General features: G+C 65.4%; 20 protein-coding genes and 1 pseudogene. 13 read left to right on the forward strand and 8 right to left on the reverse strand.

The features are described from left to right. Window positions 1–31 precede the first annotated feature (31 nt). The 4 genes from mch to ACR9ZN_RS07300 are packed head-to-tail and all read right to left on the reverse strand — an operon-like array spanning window position 32 to window position 4,068. Window positions 32–1,006, reverse strand: a complete 975-nt coding sequence (gene mch, locus ACR9ZN_RS07285) for a methenyltetrahydromethanopterin cyclohydrolase (RefSeq protein ID WP_481271785.1) — start codon at window positions 1,004–1,006, stop codon at window positions 32–34. Then, window positions 1,003–2,157 carry an ATP-grasp domain-containing protein gene (locus ACR9ZN_RS07290; RefSeq protein WP_481271786.1) on the reverse strand — a complete coding sequence of 385 codons (1,155 nt, stop codon included), beginning with the start codon at window positions 2,155–2,157 and terminating at the stop codon, window positions 1,003–1,005. Before ACR9ZN_RS07290 ends, mch begins: the two co-directional genes overlap by 4 nt. Further along, the gene (locus ACR9ZN_RS07295) at window positions 2,123–3,016 is read right to left on the reverse strand and encodes an NAD(P)-dependent methylenetetrahydromethanopterin dehydrogenase (protein ID WP_481271787.1); all 894 of its coding nucleotides are present in this window, start codon (window positions 3,014–3,016) and stop codon (window positions 2,123–2,125) included. The genes ACR9ZN_RS07290 and ACR9ZN_RS07295 overlap by 35 nt, the downstream gene beginning before the upstream one ends. Then, on the reverse strand, window positions 3,016–4,068 hold the full coding sequence (locus ACR9ZN_RS07300) for a beta-ribofuranosylaminobenzene 5'-phosphate synthase family protein (protein WP_454817062.1): 1,053 nt from the start codon (window positions 4,066–4,068) through the stop codon (window positions 3,016–3,018). The genes ACR9ZN_RS07295 and ACR9ZN_RS07300 overlap by 1 nt, the downstream gene beginning before the upstream one ends. A 180-nt stretch (window positions 4,069–4,248) precedes the next feature. On the opposite strand from ACR9ZN_RS07300, the gene ACR9ZN_RS07305 reads away from it, so the two are divergent. The 7 genes from ACR9ZN_RS07305 (at window position 4,249) to ACR9ZN_RS07335 (ending at window position 11,386) form a co-directional block, all read left to right on the forward strand. Beyond that, on the forward strand, window positions 4,249–5,277 hold the full coding sequence (locus ACR9ZN_RS07305) for a formyltransferase (protein ID WP_481271788.1): 1,029 nt from the start codon (window positions 4,249–4,251) through the stop codon (window positions 5,275–5,277). Next, a complete protein-coding gene (locus tag ACR9ZN_RS07310) occupies window positions 5,271–6,905 on the forward strand; it encodes a formylmethanofuran dehydrogenase subunit A (RefSeq protein ID WP_481271789.1) in 1,635 nt (544 codons plus the stop codon). Before ACR9ZN_RS07305 ends, ACR9ZN_RS07310 begins: the two co-directional genes overlap by 7 nt. Further along, window positions 6,893–7,837 carry a formylmethanofuran--tetrahydromethanopterin N-formyltransferase gene (gene fhcD, locus ACR9ZN_RS07315; protein ID WP_454817056.1) on the forward strand — a complete coding sequence of 315 codons (945 nt, stop codon included), beginning with the start codon at window positions 6,893–6,895 and terminating at the stop codon, window positions 7,835–7,837. Before ACR9ZN_RS07310 ends, fhcD begins: the two co-directional genes overlap by 13 nt. After that, complete coding sequence (locus ACR9ZN_RS07320; protein WP_481271790.1) at window positions 7,834–8,640, forward strand: formylmethanofuran dehydrogenase subunit C; 807 nt, start codon at window positions 7,834–7,836, stop codon at window positions 8,638–8,640. The genes fhcD and ACR9ZN_RS07320 overlap by 4 nt, the downstream gene beginning before the upstream one ends. A 133-nt stretch (window positions 8,641–8,773) precedes the next feature. After that, on the forward strand, window positions 8,774–8,980 hold the full coding sequence (locus ACR9ZN_RS07325; RefSeq protein WP_434960038.1) for a hypothetical protein: 207 nt from the start codon (window positions 8,774–8,776) through the stop codon (window positions 8,978–8,980). Between the two features lie 97 nt (window positions 8,981–9,077). Further along, the gene (locus tag ACR9ZN_RS07330; protein WP_454817052.1) at window positions 9,078–10,688 is read left to right on the forward strand and encodes a sensor histidine kinase; all 1,611 of its coding nucleotides are present in this window, start codon (window positions 9,078–9,080) and stop codon (window positions 10,686–10,688) included. After that, entirely contained in the window at window positions 10,685–11,386 is a 702-nt protein-coding gene (locus ACR9ZN_RS07335) for a response regulator transcription factor (RefSeq protein ID WP_434960036.1), read from the forward strand. Before ACR9ZN_RS07330 ends, ACR9ZN_RS07335 begins: the two co-directional genes overlap by 4 nt. 95 nt (window positions 11,387–11,481) lie before the next feature. Here the strand turns inward: ACR9ZN_RS07335 and ACR9ZN_RS07340 are convergent, their stop codons facing one another. Further along, window positions 11,482–12,033, reverse strand: coding sequence for a hypothetical protein (locus ACR9ZN_RS07340; RefSeq protein ID WP_441771646.1), 552 nt, complete (start codon window positions 12,031–12,033; stop codon window positions 11,482–11,484). 348 nt (window positions 12,034–12,381) lie between these two features. Here ACR9ZN_RS07340 and pqqA point away from each other — a divergent pair, with 348 nt between their 5' ends. The 6 genes and pseudogenes from pqqA (at window position 12,382) to ACR9ZN_RS07370 (ending at window position 16,586) form a co-directional block, all read left to right on the forward strand. Next, window positions 12,382–12,474 carry a pyrroloquinoline quinone precursor peptide PqqA gene (pqqA, locus tag ACR9ZN_RS07345; RefSeq protein WP_068288997.1) on the forward strand — a complete coding sequence of 31 codons (93 nt, stop codon included), beginning with the start codon at window positions 12,382–12,384 and terminating at the stop codon, window positions 12,472–12,474. Between the two features lie 44 nt (window positions 12,475–12,518). After that, window positions 12,519–13,418 (forward strand): pyrroloquinoline quinone biosynthesis protein PqqB, encoded by a 900-nt coding sequence (gene pqqB / locus ACR9ZN_RS07350; RefSeq protein ID WP_454819254.1) that lies wholly within the window; start codon window positions 12,519–12,521, stop codon window positions 13,416–13,418. Further along, window positions 13,415–14,433 (forward strand): annotated as a pseudogene (gene pqqC, locus ACR9ZN_RS07355) (pyrroloquinoline-quinone synthase PqqC). Before pqqB ends, pqqC begins: the two are co-directional and overlap by 4 nt. Next, on the forward strand, window positions 14,430–15,560 hold the full coding sequence (pqqE, locus tag ACR9ZN_RS07360) for a pyrroloquinoline quinone biosynthesis protein PqqE (protein WP_454817049.1): 1,131 nt from the start codon (window positions 14,430–14,432) through the stop codon (window positions 15,558–15,560). Before pqqC ends, pqqE begins: the two are co-directional and overlap by 4 nt. After that, window positions 15,557–16,246, forward strand: a complete 690-nt coding sequence (locus ACR9ZN_RS07365) for a hypothetical protein (RefSeq protein ID WP_434960033.1) — start codon at window positions 15,557–15,559, stop codon at window positions 16,244–16,246. Before pqqE ends, ACR9ZN_RS07365 begins: the two co-directional genes overlap by 4 nt. Beyond that, window positions 16,227–16,586 carry a hypothetical protein gene (locus tag ACR9ZN_RS07370; protein WP_454817047.1) on the forward strand — a complete coding sequence of 120 codons (360 nt, stop codon included), beginning with the start codon at window positions 16,227–16,229 and terminating at the stop codon, window positions 16,584–16,586. The genes ACR9ZN_RS07365 and ACR9ZN_RS07370 overlap by 20 nt, the downstream gene beginning before the upstream one ends. Before the next feature lie 14 nt (window positions 16,587–16,600). On the opposite strand, the gene ACR9ZN_RS07375 is transcribed toward ACR9ZN_RS07370, so the two are convergent. The 3 genes from ACR9ZN_RS07375 to ACR9ZN_RS07385 form a co-directional block, all read right to left on the reverse strand. Beyond that, window positions 16,601–16,885 (reverse strand): hypothetical protein, encoded by a 285-nt coding sequence (locus ACR9ZN_RS07375; RefSeq protein WP_434960031.1) that lies wholly within the window; start codon window positions 16,883–16,885, stop codon window positions 16,601–16,603. Between the two features lie 301 nt (window positions 16,886–17,186). After that, window positions 17,187–18,026 (reverse strand): quinoprotein dehydrogenase-associated SoxYZ-like carrier, encoded by an 840-nt coding sequence (locus ACR9ZN_RS07380; protein ID WP_481271791.1) that lies wholly within the window; start codon window positions 18,024–18,026, stop codon window positions 17,187–17,189. A gap of 72 nt (window positions 18,027–18,098) precedes the next feature. Then, window positions 18,099–18,647 (reverse strand): PQQ-dependent catabolism-associated CXXCW motif protein, encoded by a 549-nt coding sequence (locus ACR9ZN_RS07385; protein ID WP_454817041.1) that lies wholly within the window; start codon window positions 18,645–18,647, stop codon window positions 18,099–18,101. Window positions 18,648–18,651 lie beyond the last annotated feature (4 nt).

Here is an 18,651-nt window from a genome sequence, read left to right on the forward strand (position 1 = left end):
GGTTGGGTTCCGAGGGGGTGGCCTGGTGATCTTACGAGAAGGAGGCGTCCACGAGATCCGGCATCAGATAACCTCCGCGAAAGGTCTCGCCATTCTCGAGCGCAGTGACGATGACTTCCGCCGGGCTGAACAGATGCGGGTCGATGGCATAGAAATCTCCCTTGAAGCGGCTGAAGATCTCGGCGAAGGGCTTGCCGTGATCGCGCGAGGCCGGGCTCGGCAACGCCTCGGCCAGGGACTTGGCGGCCTGGGCAGGGCCGGACACGAACAGATGCACGCGCCCGCCATAGATGATGGCATCATTGGTGCGTCCCATGGCGCGCACGAAATCCGGCGTGGGTGGCGCCAAAGGCGCCGTGCCCAGCCCATCGACGATGTCCGTGAGCGGAAAGCCGAGGCTGTGGGCCTTGTGCAGGGCGACCTCGAGCACCCGGCTGACGACCTGGGTCGCCCCGGCCAGGCTCTGGGTCGGCGCATAGATGAAGGTCAGGGCGTCGGGCGCCAGCCGCGTCGCCTCCGCGACATTGCGCACCACGGCCTCCGGCGGCGGCGAGGCCGTTTCCAGGATCAGGACGGCGCTGTCGGCCTCGTCGCTGTAGCCCAGTTCCATGAAGAGTGGCTCCACCCGCGCCGCGGCACGCCCCGGCCCCGATCCCAGGGCAAAATAGGCTTCCTTGCCGGCTCCGGCGCGCAGGCTCCAGCCGGCATATTGACAGCCGAGGCAGGCCAATACCGGATTGGTCGTCTGCACATTGACGGAAAAGGGCCAGCGCTCGACCGGTCCGGTGGGCGCGATCGTCACCCGGCCGAGGCCCGCCAGGCAGATCTCGGCAATCCGGCGGCCGGCTTCGATGGAACCGGGGACATCGGCACCGGCATCGATGAAGCGACACCCGCCTGGCCCCACGCCAACCGTCAGCCGCAGGCCCGCGGCATCGGCGACGAGATTGTCGACCAGCGGTCTAGCCAGCGCATTGACGCTCGGGAGCTGCGGGAAAATCGTCACGCGGGAACTCTCTCTTGTTGAACGAGACGTGCAATTTCAGATGCCCGCGCGTCGAGCAGGTTGCGGACGGTGGCGATATCCAGTCCCGTGGCGGCTACCGTGCAGATCGGCGCGCCAGCCCTGATCGCACTGCCGCGCTCCGGCCGGTCCATCACGAAAGCGGGCCAGGTAACGTCAGGCACCTCGGCGATGGTGCTGTCGGCATAGACGATCATGGTGCCGGCGGCCTCCTCGGGAGGCGCCTCGGCCTCGCCCAGTTCGCCCATGCTCGCGCGGCAATGACGTTCGAATAGCGGCGTCGGGCGCCGATCGAGACAGTCAAGGGTGGCGCCCGGCCGCGGATTGATCTCCAGGAGCCACCAGCGATCCGGCGCCACCAGCAGGTCGGCGCTGGCGAGACCCCGCAACCCGGTGGCGGCCACGACCCGGCCTATCGCGACCTCGATCTCCCGGTCGACCGCAGCCGGTCCGCCCGGTTCGATCGCGCCGCCATAACGCCAGCCGGCGCCCCGGCCCGGCGAAGGCCATTGGCGCGTGAGGGCGACCGTCCGTGCCTGGCGGCCATCGGCAAGGAAAGCGATGGAAACCGGCTCCCCCTCCACCGCCCGCTGCAGATAATTCCCGGGCGCCAGCCTGTTCACGCGAGCCTTGCGGATGTGCCCCCCGCCCGAGCCGCCACGACGCTTGGACAGCCACCCCACGGATGACGCTACGGGCTCCAGCCGGATCTGGGGATGGCCGATGCCGAGCTCTGCCAGCATGCGCGCGAAGCCCGCGGGATTCTTCAACTGTGCCACCGTTTGGGCGCTGGCACCGATCAGGCCGAAACGCTCGTCGATGGCCTGGATCAAGGCGGGGCTCGCCTCGAAACCACTGCCCAGCACGACACCGAACGGCGAATCGGCGCTGGCAAGGGCCAATTCCTCCAGCGCATCGAGAACGGCGGCTCCGGCAACCCCCACACCGAAGCGGCCTCGGACCTGGCGATAGCCGGCAGCCAAGGTTCTCGTGTCACTGTCACCGAAGAGGTCGACGACCAGCGGCCTGTAGCCCGCGCGACGCGCAGCGGCGGCAAGGCCGCGGCCCGATTGTGCGGCGATCAGGACGCAGGCGCCCTCACCCTGCGATCTCGAGGGCAAGCTTGTAAGCATCGCGAAAATCCAGGCTGATCGGCTTGTCAGTCGCCAGGAGGCGGCTGAAAAGGCCGAGTTCGGTCTTGTATTTGACGTTTCCGATGGCAAGTGCGCCGACCGCCAGCGCCTCTGCATTTCCGAAGGGTTCGCCATTGGCCATGACACCAACACCCTCCACCCCCGCCGGCGGGACGGCATTGACGTCGGCCGCGACCAGCAGCCCAGGCACGGAATCGAGATCGGCGGCGGAAAGGATGTTGACGCCGGCGGGTCCGCTGGACAGGACGATTTCGGCACCTGCGACCGCCGCCCGACGAGCCTCGGGCGTGCTGCCATCGGCATAGCCGATATCGACGCCGAAGCGCTGCTTGATGCCGGCGGCAATATCGGCGACGCGCTTGGTACCGTCATGGCCCGCCAGCACCGCCTGGGCACCCTCGAGCGCGACCAGCACGCCGGCGCAATAGGCAACGACACCGGTCCCGCCGAAGATCACGACCTTGCGCCCGGCCAATTCGCCACCATGCTTGTCCCTGAGCACGGCCTTGACCTTGGCGACCATGGCGGCACCGGTGGTGAAGGAGCCTGCGGGGTCTGTGAACAGGTTGAGGGCAAAGGGCGGCACGAAAGCCTTTTTCGCGGCATCGAGCATGTCGAGGGCAAGGGCGCCATTCTTGCCGCCGATGAAGATCGACGTGCGGCTGCCATCGCCCGGCGCCCGTGAGAAAATGGCGTCTTGCACCAGCGGCCGGATCTCCTCCAGCGTCACGCCAGTATAGGGAATGACGACATCGAACCCCGCATCGACAGCCATGTTGATGTCGAAGGGGCTCATATGCTTGAGCGGCGAGAGCATATGCAGGATCGATCGGGCCATCAGGACGCAAGCCTCCTCTTGAGCGTGGTGTCTCGGTTGACCCCCGTGTGCTCAATCCTAACTTGGGCACCCTGGTTACGGCCGCGCACGATATCCAGATGGATGCCGGGTGGCAGTCCGTCCGCCTTGAGAGCGGCAACCAATCTGCGGGCCTCGCCCTCGGAGCCGATGATGGCAAAGCCTGTCGGGCCCCAGGAACTCTGGCCGATGCCGGCTACGCCGCGCTGCTCGCAAGCCGTCAACACCTTGGTGACGGAAGGACTGGTGAAGCGACCGCCTTGCGCCGACGCGAAATGATCACCCACCACGCGCTGCAATTCGGCCACGCCGGCCCCAAAGGCCTCGACATCCCGGTCCGCCACGGCCGGCAGGATGCGCATCAGCGCGAGCCGGCACAAATGAGCGGCCGCCTCCGCTGGAAAGGGCGGCAATTGCCGGAAGGCGCTGACCTCTGCTTCGCCATGCAGGCCATGGGTGGACGTGTCGAAGATCAACAGCACCCGCCAGGCATCGGGAAAAGGCAGGCGGGCAAGAATCGGAGGCGCTCGATCGTCCTCGCCGCGTCCGCCGTCGAGAATGAGGCCGCCCCGCTCGAACGTGGCCAGGCCGGCTGAAGAACGATTGCCCCTGTCGAGTGCCTCTGCGGCATCGCGCGCCCGAAAGGGCCGCCCTCGCAACCGGGCGAGACCCGCCGCCACCGCCAGGGCGATCTGCGTACCCGAACCGAGGCCGGCATGGGGGATGATACTGTGACGCAGCCGGAAATGGCCGCGCGGCTCCACATTGAGATGGAGTGCGGCCGCCTCGGCATAGCGCAATACCCTCTCGGCCTCCTCGCCCTCGGCAATCAAGCGCTCGGCGTCCGACACCATCAGGTCCACCGCAGGCCGGCTCACCGCGAGGCCGAGACTGCCGAAGCGGCGGCCGAGGCCCCCGTTCAGATCGAGAAAACCGAGATGAAGCCGGGCACAGGCCTTCACGCGGATCGATGCGGGATTTGCCGGTGAGGCGGTTTCAAATCCGGGTAAGGTCGTTCCCTTGTGCTGATACATCGGCTCGGCCTCCCCAATAGGAAAATATCATAACAAATAAACATCGTTGGCAACGCAGCGATTTCTTAGAAATAGTCCATATTATTCTTATAAATTTGCCAGAGAGCGCTGAGGTACTTGGCCGAACGCTGAGGTGGTTGTTAGCTATAGCGAAAATGAAAGGCAGGAGACGGCATTCGGATGCGAGCCTGGATCGAAGGCCAGCCAGTTGATCAGCACGAGGCCGTCGCCGCGGCGGCGAGGATTCTGCGCGAGGCTCGCACTCCCCTCATCGGCGGACTGGCCGGAGATGTCGACGCGGTACGCGCCGCCTATCGGCTCGCCTTCCATATCGGTGCTTCCCTCGATTGCGCGGGCTCGGACGCGCTGTATGCCGATCTCGGCGCGCTCGCCGCTCACGGCGCCATGACCACGACCTGGGCCGAAGCGCGCAACCGCGCCGACCTGCTCCTGATAGTGGGGCGCAAGGTCGGCGCCCATCCCCTGCTCGCCGAACTCGTGGTGGCTCCCGCGCCCCTGGCCGGTGTCGTCAAGCGCGACGTCGTCGGCCTGGACGTCGAGCAAGCAAACCTGCCGGGGCAGCTCGCCTTGCTGCGCGCGCTGGCGGCCGGTCACCTGCCATCCGGTTCCGAGACAACCGCGCTGGAGGCCGTCGCCGACAGGGCGAAAGCTGCCCGTTTCGGGGTCGCCGTCTATGATCCCCAGGAACTGGGCGAACCAGCCGTCGGCATGCTGCAAGGCTTGATCAAGGATCTCAATGACAAGACCCGCTTTTCCAGCCTGCCGCTCGGGGTGCCGGCCGCGGCGCGGCTGGCCCTGTCGGTGGGCAGTTGGACGACCGGTGACGCGCCGCGCGTCGGGTTGGGACGCGGCTATCCAGAGCACGATCCCTGGCGCTTCGACGCGCGACGCCTGATGGCGAACGGTGAGGCTGACGCGGTCTTATGGCTCAATGCCCTGGCCAATACCGAAGCGGCGCCGACAAACCTTCCATGCATCGCGCTCTCGGGACGCCCCGATGGAGCGCAGGCCCGCATCGTGATCGAGGTCGACGTTCCAGGAGAGGCCGGCGCGGCCGTCTGCTTCGACGAGCGCCGCGCCACCCTCACCGCCATCGGAACCGGGACCGCCTCGCGAAACGCCGGCGCGGCCGAGATCCTCGACGCCATCCAGGCCGCGATCGGTGAGAAGGGGCAGGCATCATGCTGACACGCATCGCAGGCGGCCGTATCGTCGATCCCGTTTCCGGCCGAGACGGCAAGGCGGATCTGTGGATCCAGGACGAGCGCATCGTCGAAAAGCCGGTACAGGCCGTCGCCGACACCGTGATCGACGCGCGCGGCTGCGTGGTGATGGCTGGCGGCATCGACGTCCATTCGCATATTGCCGGCGGCAACGTGACCCTGGCTCGCTTGCTGCTGCCCGAACTCCATGTCAGCGAAACCGCCGGCGACCCGGCTTTGCCCTTTTCGACGGCCCGCTGGTCGGCCTTCGAGACCGGACGCCTCTACGCGCGCATGGGATATACGACGGTGATCGAGCCGGCACTGGCGCCCAGCGCCGCACTGGCAACCCATCTCGAGCTCGACGACATTCCCCTCATCGACCGTGGCGCCCTCAGCGTGCTCGGCAATGATGATCAGTTGCTCTCCTTGCTCCGGCGCAAGGAGGGCGCCCAGGCGGTGCGCGACCTGACGGCGTTGACGCTGGCGACGTCGCGTGGGCTCGGGGTGAAGGTCATCAATGCCGGTGGCGCGGCGGCCTTCAAGCAGAATGTCCGTGCCTTCGGGCTCGACGACGAGGTGCCGAGTTATGGCCTGACCTCGCGCCAGATCCTCCTGGCCCTGCTCGACGCGACCACGGCCGTCGGTGTGCCGCACCCGCTGCATGTCCATTGCAGCAATCTCGGCCTGCCCGGCGCCGTCGATACGCTGGTCGCCACCATGAAGGCAGCGGAAGGCCGGCCCATCCATTTCGCCCACGCCCAGTTCTATAGCTATGCCCGGCACGAGAGCGGCGGGATCGCCTCCGCCGCCGCCGAGGTCTGCGAGGCCCTGGCGGCAAATCCCAACGCGACCATCGATGTCGGCCAGGTGGTGTTCGGTCAGACCTGTACGATATCGCTCGACATTCTCCGGCAATTCTCCAGCCGCAAGGCCGGCCGGCCGCGCAAATGGATCCTGGTCGATGGCGACGCCGAGGGCGGCGGCATCGTGCCCTACCGCTATCGCCGAAACTCGGACATCAATGCCCTGCAGTTCGCCATCGGCCTCGAACTTTTCCTGCTTTCGCCGGACCCCTGGCGTGTGCTGCTCACCACCGACCATCCCAATGGTGGCCCGTTCACCGCCTATCCCCGCCTCATTCATCTGCTCATGGACAAGGCAGAGCGGGACCGGACCCTGGCGAGCCTGCCGGATATCGTGCGTGAGCGCAGCGGCCTTGCCGCGATCGAGCGCGAATACACCCTGACGGAGGTGGCAATCATGACCCGCGCCGCCCCGGCACGACTGCTCGGGCTGGCGGATCGCGGCCATCTCAAGCCCGGCGCACGGGCGGACGTAGCTGTCTATCGCGAGGATGCCGACCGTACTGCCATGTTCGCCTCGGCCGAGCTCCTGCTCAAGGACGGCGCGGTTGTGGTGCGCAAAGGCGAGCCGCTGGGATGGCGCGCCGGTCGCACCCTGACGTTGGCGCCACAGTTCGACCCGGCCATGCAGCGTCACGCCGATCGCTATCTCGAGGAGCGCTTCGGTGCCGGCCTGGAAAGCTTTGCCGTGCCTCTGGAGGCCTTCGGCGAAAGAAACGTTTTCGAGGTCGAGCCATGTCTGACCTAACACTCAGCTCTGACCCAACACTCAGCTCCGACCTGACGCTCAACGGCATCGCCATCGACGATACCTTTGCCGAAGCCTTCGGCATGGCCGCGACGGCAATCGTGTTGACGGCCGATACGCCGCGCTGGGCCGAGATTGCGGCAGCGAGCCTGACGGGCTTCGCCACTTCGGTGATCGGCTGCGGCATCGAGGCCGGCATCGACCGCAGCCTCTCGCCGGAGGAGACTCCGGACGGCAGGCCGGGCCTGCGCGTTCTTTTGTTCGGCTTCGACGCCGACGGGCTCGGAAAGCAGCTCGCGCGGCGTGTCGGCCAATGCGTGCTGACCAGCCCCGGCTCGGCCTGCTATGCCGGCTCCGAGGGCGCGCGGCGTCTCAAGCTGGGCGCCAATATCCGCTATTTTGGCGATGGCTACGAGACGGCCAAGCGTGTCGGTGGCCATCGCTATTGGCGGGTGCCGGTGATGGACGGCGAATTCGTCTGCGAACACGATACCGGCCTCGTCGAGGGCGCAGTCGGTGGCGGCAATCTCTTGTTCCTCGGCCGCGACCAGGCAGGCACGCTGGCGGTGGCCGAGGCCGCCGCCAAGGCAGCATCGGCGGTATCGGACGTGATCCTGCCTTTTCCCGGCGGTATCGTGCGCTCCGGCTCCAAGGTCGGCGGGCGCACCAAGGGCATGATGGCCTCGACCAACGATCCCTATTGTCCGACGCTGAAGGGCCGCAGTCGCGCGGCCCTGGCGCCCGAAATCGGAGCGGTGCTCGAAATCGTCATCGACGGATTTTCGGCCGAGGCCGTGCGGGCCTCGATGCGAGAGGGCCTGCATGCGGCCGTCCAAGTAGGCCCGCAGAACGGCCTGGTGCGTGTCACCGCCGGCAATTACGGCGGCAAGCTCGGCAAATATCACTTTCATCTGCGCGAGTTGCTGACATGAGTGCCCTCATTTTTCGCCTGCGCGAAGCCCCGCCCGAACGCCTCGACCTGTCGGGCCTGGTGCCGCATCGCATCGGAGCGCTTTCCATCGCGGAGATCGAGAGACTGCCGATCGGCACCTCGCGGCGGGGCGTCGCCGTGGCCGATATCTTCGCCGTCGAGGAAGGCGAACGCACCGATATTCGCTTCCAGGGCGGATCGACGCGATTCGACCTTGTGGGTGCCGGCCTCGAATCCGGCCGCCTCGTGGTGGAAGGCGATGTCGGCCAGCGGCTCGGCCAGGCGATGCGGGGCGGCACGATCGAGATCTCCGGCAATGCCGGCCCCTTTGCCGCAAGCGCCGCGACGGCAGGACTTGTCCGCATCGCCGGCCACGCCGGTGAACGTGCCGGCGGTGCCATCCATGGTGCGATGCATGGCCTTGACGGCGCCACCCTCGTGATCGAAGGCGACGCGGGCGACAGGCTGGGCGAGCGCATGCGGCGAGGACTGCTTCTCGTCGGTGGACGAGCGGGCGATTACGCCGGCTCGGGCCTGATAGCCGGGACTATCGTGGCCCAAGGCGTTGGCGACAATCCCGGTTATGGCATGCGGCGCGGCACCATCATCGCCGCCACGCATGGCGTCCTGCTGCCGAGCTTCGTGTCAACGGGCCGGCACCGCCTCGTGGTCGCCCAACTGCTTCGCCGCGCCGTGGCGGCAATCAGGCCTCAATCGGCCGAGATCATCTGCGAGCAAGCCGAGCGCCTGGCCGGCGACCTTGCCACCCTCGGCAAGGGCGAAATCCTGATGCCGGCGTCATGAGCCGGCCCGATGAAGCCCAGGACCTTGCCGCTACCTCCCCGGAGGTAGGCCGCATGTGCAGCTTGATTGAAACCCCGAACGAGAACACGCTTATTGTCTCCATCTGCACGAGAGGCATCCCAAGAGGCAAGCGATGTGGATTCTCATGACAGTCTGCCTGATGGGCGCGCCCGACAACTGCCGCGAGGAGCGCATCAGCTGGTCCATGGAAACACGCGACAGCATGGCCTGCCTGCTGCATGCACAGGAAACCATCGCCCAGTGGCAATCCACGCATCGCCAATGGAAAGTACGCAACTGGCGCTGCGTCACCAAGCGCGACCTGTCCACCGACATCTGAAAACAGGGTACTGCCGCAAAACGCTCCAGGACTTTGGGGCCCGCAGCCTTGCGTCGGTGCCTCGGCTGGGCAAGTGTGCATACGCAACCGACTGCAAATGGTCGGAACATTTCTGGTTCATGGCGGCATGGGATCGATCCGAGGCTCCCTCTCCTTCCTGATCGCCGGTGCCGCCATGCTGACCTTGCTGGCGGCGGCCGGTCTGTTGTTCGCGGTGCGCACCTCCGATTTCGCCGTCGAGCGGCTCACCGTGTCGCAGCGCCGGCTCGACCTGCTTGCCGAGGCCTCTGGACGCCTCACCGACTATGCCTTCGCCGCCATCGACAGCGCCCAGGCCGCGGCGCCGAGCCGCCTGCGCCTGACCGCCTTGAAGAGCCAGATCGACACCGTGCTGAATTCGGCCGGTGCCGATCCCTGGCAGGGCGAAGCCGTGCCCGGCCGCACCGAGCCGCCGGAGCGCATGCTGGCTCTGCTGCGTGCGGATGTTGCCGGCCTGGATGCAGCTATCGCCGGCGGACTCGAGCAGGTGGATGCGGCCGCGCGCAGCGATACCATTCGCGGAGCCCTCAACGGCTTCGGCCTGAGCGCCGGCCCGAGGCTGTCCGCTCTGGTGGAGGCCGAGCGCCAAGCTGTCAAGCTGGCACGCGAGGATATCGCCCGTACTTCGCAGCGCCTCACCATTGCTGCCATTGCTGCCGCGATCCTGGCCATTCTCATCGCGATCCTGCTGCACCAGCGGATCACCCGACCGCTGCTACGGCGTATCAGTGCCATCGACGACGCTGCCATCGCCATCGGCCGCGGCAAGCTCGATATCAGGCTCGCCATCGGAGCCCGCGACGAGCTCGGCCTGCTGGTGGCCCGTTTCAACCGCATGGCGGCCTCGCTGGCCCGGCGCGAAGATAGATTGTCGCTGGACAGGGCAGCGCTCGAACGCACCGTAGCAGAGCGAACGGCCGATCTCACCACCGCCAATGAGAGGCTGGCCGGCATCGACCGCTCGCGCCGACGTTTCTTTGCCGATGTCAGCCATGAGCTGCGCACGCCGTTGACCGTGGTTCTGGGCGAATGCGACATTGCCCTGCGCGCGCCCTCCATTGCCCCCGAAGAAGTCCGCACCACCTTCGCCATCATCCGCCAGCGCGCCTTCCGCCTGCATCGGCGGGTCGAGGACATGCTGCGCGTCGCCCGCTCGGAAAGCGGCGAGATCACCCTCGATTTCCGCCGCATCGACCTGGCGCGCCTGCTGGCAGACGCCGTCGAGAGCTATGCACCCGTGGCGCGGCGCCACCAGCTCGAGATTGCGCTCGCTCTCCCCGAGGCACCAGGCGACATCGTCGCGGATGGCGACTGGATCCGCCAGGTGGTCGAAGGACTGATCGACAATGCGGTCCGCCATGCCAAGGGGGCCACGCGCATAGAGGTGCGCTTGGAGGATGCATCCGACGCCGCCAGCATCTTCGTCAGCGACGATGGCTGCGGCATCCCGGCCCAGGCACGCGAGCAGATGTTCGAGCGTTTCGTCAGCCGCGACGGCGGTGCCGCCTCAGGCTTCGGCATCGGCCTCGCTTTGGCCCAGTGGGTTATCACGCGACATCATGGCAGCATCGTTATAGCATCGGATCCAAAGATCGAGCGCGGCACGCGGGTGGCGATCACACTGCCCCGAGCCGCCGAGGGGAATACGCACACAGGATTTACATCATGAATGTATTGCTCGTCGAAGACGATGTTGACATCGGTTCGATGCTCAGCCGCGGCCTGAAGGTGGAAGGGTTCGACGTCACCACGGTGGAGCGGGCGGACCAGGCCCTCGACACCGCCCGGGATATCAATCCCTGCGCGGTGGTGCTCGACATGATTCTACCCGACGGCTCGGGGCTCGACGTTTGCCGCGCCTTGCGCGAGACCGGTTATACCGGGCCGATCCTGTTCGTCAGCGCCAAGGACGAGGTGCAGGACAGGGTGGACGGCCTCACGGCCGGAGCGGACGATTACATCGTCAAGCCCTTCCAGTTCGACGAACTGGTGGCGCGGCTTCGCACCCACCTGCTGCATCGCTCCGGCACCGCGGAAGAGCATGAGCGCCTGATCGTCGGACGTCTCGTGCTCGACCACGAGACGCGGCAGGCCCATTACGGCACCGTGCATGTGCGCCTGACCCAGCGTGAGGCCGAACTGCTCGCCTTGCTGATGCAAAGCGCCAACCATCCCGTCTCACGCGGCGAGATCTTCGACCGCCTCTGGGCCACGCAAGGCGGCGTCTCGCTCAATGTCGTCGACGTCTATGTCGGCTATCTCCGGACCAAATTCGCCGATATCACCCGCGTCGGCGGCCCCTTGATCGGCACGGTACGCGGCCGCGGCTTCATGCTCGACATGGCCGGCAACCGCTCGGGACGCTGACGAGGCAGCACGGGCGGGCGAGGAGATTTTAAGAGCGTAACGTGCAGCCGCTCCGCCAGAGGCGACTGCCAAGCCCGGAGGGCGATGACATGGATCTATTTTTCGGTGACATTGCCCTTTGCATCGACAGCGACGCCGGCCTCGCCATAAATACCTCGCTCAATTAGAGCCATTGCGTTCGAATCCGTCTCGGCCTGCCAAAATTTGACGACACCCGCCAGAGCCATTTTTGCAGCATCGCTCTGCGCGGGCGGGCAAGCCCGTCCGGCGCTGTTGGCTGCTTCCTTCGATCGGGCGGCGGCGATCATACCGTCAATGTCAAGATCGACCCCGGTGCAGCGAGCCATGGTTGCGAATGTGCCGTATACCCGGGCGATGCCGCGATAGGCTTGTTCCGCAAAATCCCGCTTCCCGCATCGCTCGATGAATGCCGTGAAAATGACGGCCTCCTGGATATTGAGGCTGGTGGTCGGCAAAATACAGCTCTTGCCCTCCCGAGCGGGATGGGAGCCCAATTCCCCACAAATGGAAAAAAGAATGCGTTGTTGTATGGCCTGCGATACTTGGCAAATTGGAGCCGCCATCGTGTAGCTCGGCAAGATCGCCAAAATGATTGCAGCAGCAATAGCACTCCCAAAATGGCGCATGTCTCACCTAAGGTTTTCGACACCAAAGTAGCTTGGACATTATTCAAGTCCGATACCACATAGTTGGATATGATGTCGCTGTCTCCAACAGATCGAATCCATTCCCGTGCGGGAGGCGGCATGGCCAAAAACCGGCTGGATGCCAGCGCGCCCAGGGAGCGCCGATCGGAATGCTGCCCGCTCCTACTCTCTTCAAACGAGGCCCGTGCAATCCCGCACCTATTTTCACTTGCGGTATTGATGGAAGACGTGGATAGTGTTGTTGGTAATGATCTTGGCAACATCCAAGATTAATACTTATAAATTCCTTATGAAAAAGCTCACAACCCAAGCAACGGAGGAATTGGAATGCGCTGGACCAAACCTGAAATCATCGAGTTTTGCGTCGGAATGGAAGTGACGGGCTATATGTCCGACGAGGATCTGCCGCCGGAGTTCTGAACTGAACCGGCGACAGTAACGGAACCGGAGCCATGCAAGCAGACTTGCATGCCGTCGTTCTGGGGGCGGCAGCCGGAGGTGGCATTCCGCAATGGAATTGCGGCTGTCCGGTTTGCCGTCTGGCCTGGGCTGGCGACAATCGGGTCCGGCCCCGCACCCAGTCGAGCATCGCCGTTTCGGCGAATGGGGCAGACTGGCTCTTGCTGAATGCCTCGCCCGATATCCGCCAGCAGATCCTGGCGGTGCCCGCGCTCCAGCCCAAGGAATTTCCGCGCCATTCGCCGATTGCGGCGGTCCTGTTGACCAATGGCGATGTCGACCATGTCGCCGGCCTGCTGGGGCTGCGCGAACGCCAGGCCTTCACGCTCTACGGCACGGCCGAAACGCTGGACAGCCTGGCCGACAACCGGGTGTTCGACGTGCTGGCGCGCGATGTCGTGCGGCGCCAGGCCGTGCTACCCGGCCAGGGCTTCGAAGCCGTGCCGGGCCTGACCGTGACGTTGGTGCCGGTCCCGGGAAAATTGCCGCTCTGGCGCGAGGATGAGCCGATGCGTCTGGGCGAGGAAAGCGAAGCGACGGTCGGGGCGATCCTGGCGAGCGGCTCCAGGCGGATCGCCTACATACCGGGCTGCGCCGCCGTGCCACCCTGGCTGCGCGAAACCATCGCCGATGCCGATCTGTTGTTGTTCGACGGCACCCTCTGGGAGGACGATGAGATGATCCGGCATGGCGTGGGCACCAAGACGGGGCGACGCATGGGCCATATGCCGATAGCCGGCCCCGATGGTTCGATGGCTGCCCTCGCCGGCCTGCAGGTGCGACAGCGGGTCTTCATCCATCTCAACAATACCAACCCGGTGCTGGTGGAAGGCTCGCCCGAACGGCGAGCGGTCGAGACAGCCGGCTGGCAAGTCGCCCATGACGGTATGGTGTTTCGCCTATGACCAAGCTCCTTTCGCCCTCCGCCTTGGAAGCCGCGCTACGCGACATCGGCCATCGGCGCTATCACAATCTCCATCCTTTCCACGCCGCCCTGCATGGCGGGCGCCTCAGCCGGGACCAGGTGCGCGCCTGGGCCCTCAACCGCTACTTCTACCAGGCCATGATCCCGGTGAAGGACGCCACCCTCCTCGCCCGCATGCAGGAGGCGGCCCTGCGCCGGATCTGGCGCCAGCGCATCGTCGACCATGACGGCACCTCCGACGGCGATGGCGGGCTGGAGCGCTGGTTGAAACTGACCGACAGCCTCGACTTCCCGCGCGACTATGTGGTCTCTACCCGCGGCCTGCTGCCGGCGACGCGCTTTGCCGTGCAGGCCTATGTCGATTTCGTGCGCGACCGTTCGCTGCTGGAGGCAATCGCCTCCTCCCTGACCGAGATGTTCGCGCCCACCATCATCTCCGAGCGCATCGCCGGCATGCTGGCCAGTTACGACTTCATCTCGCCCCAGGCTCTCGCCTATTTCGACAAGCGCCTGTCACAGGCGCCTCGCGATGCCGATTTCGCGCTCGACTACGTCAAGCAGCACGCCACCACCATCGAGCTGCAACAAGCCGTCCTGGCTGCCCTCGCCTTCAAATGCGATGTGCTGTGGGCGCAGCTCGATGCGCTGCAGCATGCCTATGTGACGCCCGGCCTACCGCCGCCCGGCGCCTGGATTCCGGGCATGGAGCTGGCGTCATGAGTGCGCTCTCGCCCCAGGACGTGCCGCGCCTGCCGCGCGGCGTCAGGCTTCGCTTCGACACGGTCCGCGACAAGCACATGCTGCTGGCACCCGAACGCGCCTTCGGCCTCGATGCGGTGGCGGCGAGCGTAGTGGAACTGGTGGACGGGCAGCGCAACGTCGGCGAAATCTGCGATCTGCTCGCCGAGCGCTATGGCGAGGCGCGCGAGGTGATCGAGGGTGACGTCATCGCCATGCTCGACGACCTTCTCATCAAGCGGGTGATCGAGCGATGACGAGCGGCGCCCGCATTCCCAATCCCATCGGCCTGTTGGCCGAACTCACGCATCGCTGCCCGCTGCGCTGCCCCTACTGCTCGAACCCGCTCGAACTCGATCACCGCGCGCAGGAATTGGACACGGCGACATGGAAGCGCGTGTTCGGCGAAGCAGCCGCGCTGGGCGTGCTGCATGTGCACCTGTCTGGCGGCGAGCCGACCACCCGGCCCGACATCGTGGAACTGACGGCCCATTGCGCCGAGCTCGGCCTCTACACCAACCTGATCACGGCCGGCGTCGGGGCAGCGGATAGCCGGCTCGACGCCCTGGCCGAGGCCGGCCTCGATCATGTGCAGCTCTCCATCCAGGCGGCCGCGGCCGAGACAGCCGAGCGCATTGGCGGCCTTGCCGGTGCGCATGCCAGGAAACGGGAATTCGCCCGGCACGTGGTGGCGCTGGATCTGCCGCTGACGGTAAATGCGGTCGTTCACCGCGCCAATATTGGCGAGGTCGGCGACATCATTGATCTCGCCGTCGAGATGCAGGCCAAGCGCGTCGAAATCGCTCACACCCAATATTATGGCTGGGCCCAGCGCAATCGTGCCGCCCTGATGCCGACACGCGCGCAGGCAGACGCCTCGATCGCTTTGGTGGAGGAGGCGCGCGAGCGGCTGAAGGGTCGCATCGTCATCGACCTCGTCGTGCCCGACTATTATTCTGCCTATCCCAAGCCATGCAGCGGCGGCTGGGCGCGGCGCACCTTCAATGTGACGCCCTCTGGCAAGGTCCTGCCCTGCCATGCCGCCGAAACCATCCCCCATCTCGAGTTCTGGTCGGTTCGCGAGCACACGCTGGCGGAAACCTGGCAGTCCTCGCCGGCCTTCAATGCCTATCGCGGCACCGATTGGATGCCCGATCCCTGCCGCAGCTGCGAACGGCGGGAGCGCGACTGGGGCGGCTGCCGCTGCCAGGCCCTCGCGCTGACCGGCGATGCCGGCGCAACCGATCCAGCCTGCCACAAATCGCCTTGGCACGACCGCATGCAGGCCTTGGCCGCATCCGAGTCGGCCGTTTCCTCGCCACCGGCCTATGACTACCGCGTCATGACGGCTGCGCCGAGCCACGCGGAGGGACAACCGGCATGAACAGCTATTTCCATCGCAGCCCGAGGCGACCATGCCTGGTGGGCTTGATCTTCCTGGCCCTCGCCGGCATGGCCCATGCCGCCCCCGCGATACCGGATGCCGCCACCTTGCTGTTCGAGGAACCTCAGCTCGACAAGACCAGTGCCAACCAGGTGCTGACCTACGCCTATCATCGCAAGAGTGCCGACGACAAACTTTATGGGGCCTCTTTCGAGGACACGATCCGCCTCACCCTCGACAAGGGTGAGACACCGCAAACCCGCACGGTGAAAGTCCAGCTGTTCAGCGGCGCCAACCGGCGCGCCGCCGGGCCTTTCGAGAACATGAGCGGCAACCCGGTGCTGAGCCTCTTCCTGGAGCATCACATCGGCGTGCTCGCCGAAAGCTACCGGGCCAATCCGCGCTATTTCAAGACGGCAATCCGTGTTGCCCTGCGCGACAAGGCCGAGGTCAAGCCCGCCGAAATTCCGTTCGAGGGCCGCGCCCTCCCCGGCTGGCGCGTCACGATCCAGCCCTTCAGCGACGATCCGAACAAGGCCCGGCTGAACGGATTGGACACGCTACGCTACGAATTCCTGGTGGCGAGGGATCTGCCGGGCGAGATCGCCCGTATCGAGGTCTCGGCACCGGGAAAGAACAGCCCGCTGCTTGACGAAGGGATTTCCTATGAGGCCAAGCCCGACTGACACACTTCTGGCACTCCTTGTGCTGGCAGCCGCAGTTGCTCCCGCTTTTGGCGCGGAGGTCGAGAACGACTATCCGACCAACGCACGGGTCGACTATGTGATCGGCTGCATGGCCGCCAATGGCGAGAGCCGGGAGGCCATGGAGCGCTGCACCTGCTCGATCGACGTGATCGCCTCCATCCTGCCCTATGACGGCTATGAGAGGGCCGAAACCATCCTGGCCATGCGGCAGGGCGTCGGCCAGCAATCCGCCATCTTCCGCAGCACCAAGCAGTTCGACGATGTCGTCGCCAATCTCAGGCGCACCCAGGCCGAGGCCGAGATCCGCTGCTTCAAATAGAGCTGTATGCGGGCTCAGCCGTTCAACGTCGGATAATCCCAATCATGCTGAAGATGGCTTCGGGCCCGTGCGAGGGTCTCGGCATGATCATGCTTGAACGGAGCGACGAGCTGTTTCTCGAGGCTGCCCAGAAGCCTGTGAAGGACTACGCATTCGGCGGTGCTTTCAAAACATGAGCCCGCCGGCGTGGCGCCGGTCTTCGGATCGCACCAGCGCGAAAGAAGCTCGAACAAGACGACGGCCTCGTTCGCATCGAGACCGATTTCAAGATGATCCTGCGTCTCGACGTTGCCGGCCATTGTTTGATCACATCACGTGTTTCGGTGACGCTTCTTCTAAGACCAGGTCGCAGGGAAAGCTACTCGATGTAGGATCGCAGGCATCCTGCCCATAGGCGCTGACTTTGCGAGTGGAGGCGCCTGAAACGAGGTGTGCCGATCTCCAGATCGGCATCTTCCTGCCGGCAAGCACCGCGCTTCCAAGATGGTCGATCTGGAGATCAACACACCAGATAAGCACCGAGTGCCGCAAAGTCAGCGCCTATGGGCATCCTGCCTGTTCTTCCTGTCTGCCCGCCAGCGTCGCTTCCGGTGCCCCGTTTCAGCTGCCCCCGTCAGCCGGAAAGGCCCGCTTGAACTCGTTGCCTTCGGTGTCCTTGACGTCGACGGTGACGGCCTGACCATTCTTCTCATAGCTGAAGCGAAAAGTGGGATCCTCGCTGAGCGAGATGCCGCCCTCCATGGAAAAGACCGGCTTGTCGCCCTGGGCAACCGCAAGGGTCTGCACGAACCAGGCTGGTGTGTAGAGCCGCGTCACCTGGTCCATCTGCATGCCGGAATAATTGGGATGGCGGATCTGGACCTGGGCTTCCTGGCTGCCCGTGCTCGTAAAGTCGCGGAAGCGCATTTTGCCCAGATTGGCCTTGGCCTCGGCCGGGTCCTTCCCCGCCGGGGCAGAGCAGCCGCCCGCCGCCTTCACGAAGACCTTGGTCATGTGCAGCTTTCCGTCGCTGGTCTCGCTGACCGCCCGGACATAGGAATAGGAATTGACGCGGATGCGCGTCGACAGGCCGAATTGCCGCCTGCCTTCTGCGAGCTTGAAGACTGCCACCAATGGCGAGGGATTCTCGTCAACCACCAGCGTGATTGCCTTGACCGTACGGGCATCGCCGGGTGGCAGATTGATATGCACCTCGATCGGCACGAGCGCCGCATCCTCGGCCCTGGCGGGCGCACCGAGCGTCACAGTCGGCTCGGCATCTATGCCCTGCTGGCCGAAAATGTCCGTACGGATGGAATCCCAGGTCGCTTCGCTCGGCGTATCGCCCGCCTCAGCCACGCCCGGACCGGCAAGAAGAAGAATGGCGGCCAAGCATGCACCGCCGAGGACCTGCCGGCGCGAAGGCACCAGTCCGGCAAGAGTCTGGATAGAAGACATCATGCTTCTCCCTTCCTGATGGACAAGACGACCAAGGACGTCTTCTGGTTCCGTCCCGGCCTGCAGCATCACCGATCAGGGCCTCGGCTTGGCCACCTCCATGGCCAGTCCTGCGGCCTTCCAGCCGTCAACGCCGTCGCCATACCAGTAGATGCGGCCATAGCCGTAGCTCAGGGCACGCTTGGCGGCATTCCACGACATCCAGCAATCCTTCTTGCAGAAGAATACCAGCGCCTGCTCGTGGCGCCCCTGGCTCAGCTCCGCGAGGCTGCGCTTGAAATACTCTTCCGTCGGTGCCGCCAGGGCTCCGCGACCAACTTCCGGCAACCAGACCGCGCCCGCTATGGTTTCATGCGGCGGGTCCCGCCAAACCGTGCCGGCTGGGAGCTCCGCCGGCTTGGGCGGGTGCGGCAGGACATCGACGAAGATGGCCTCTCGCGTTTTCCACAGCGCCTCGGCTCGCCCAGTGTCCAGCACGGTTGCGCCGGCGAGGGTTGCCGGCGTCGGCGCCTTGTAGTCATCGAGACGGTAGCCATTTGGCTCGGGAGGGGAGCCTGCATGCACGGGTTGCGCCAAAAGCGCGAGGACCAGAATGACGGCACTGCGCACTGTCATTCGGGTCATCACA

The sequence above is a fragment of the Labrys sp. HAY1-8F genome (genome assembly GCF_056754975.1).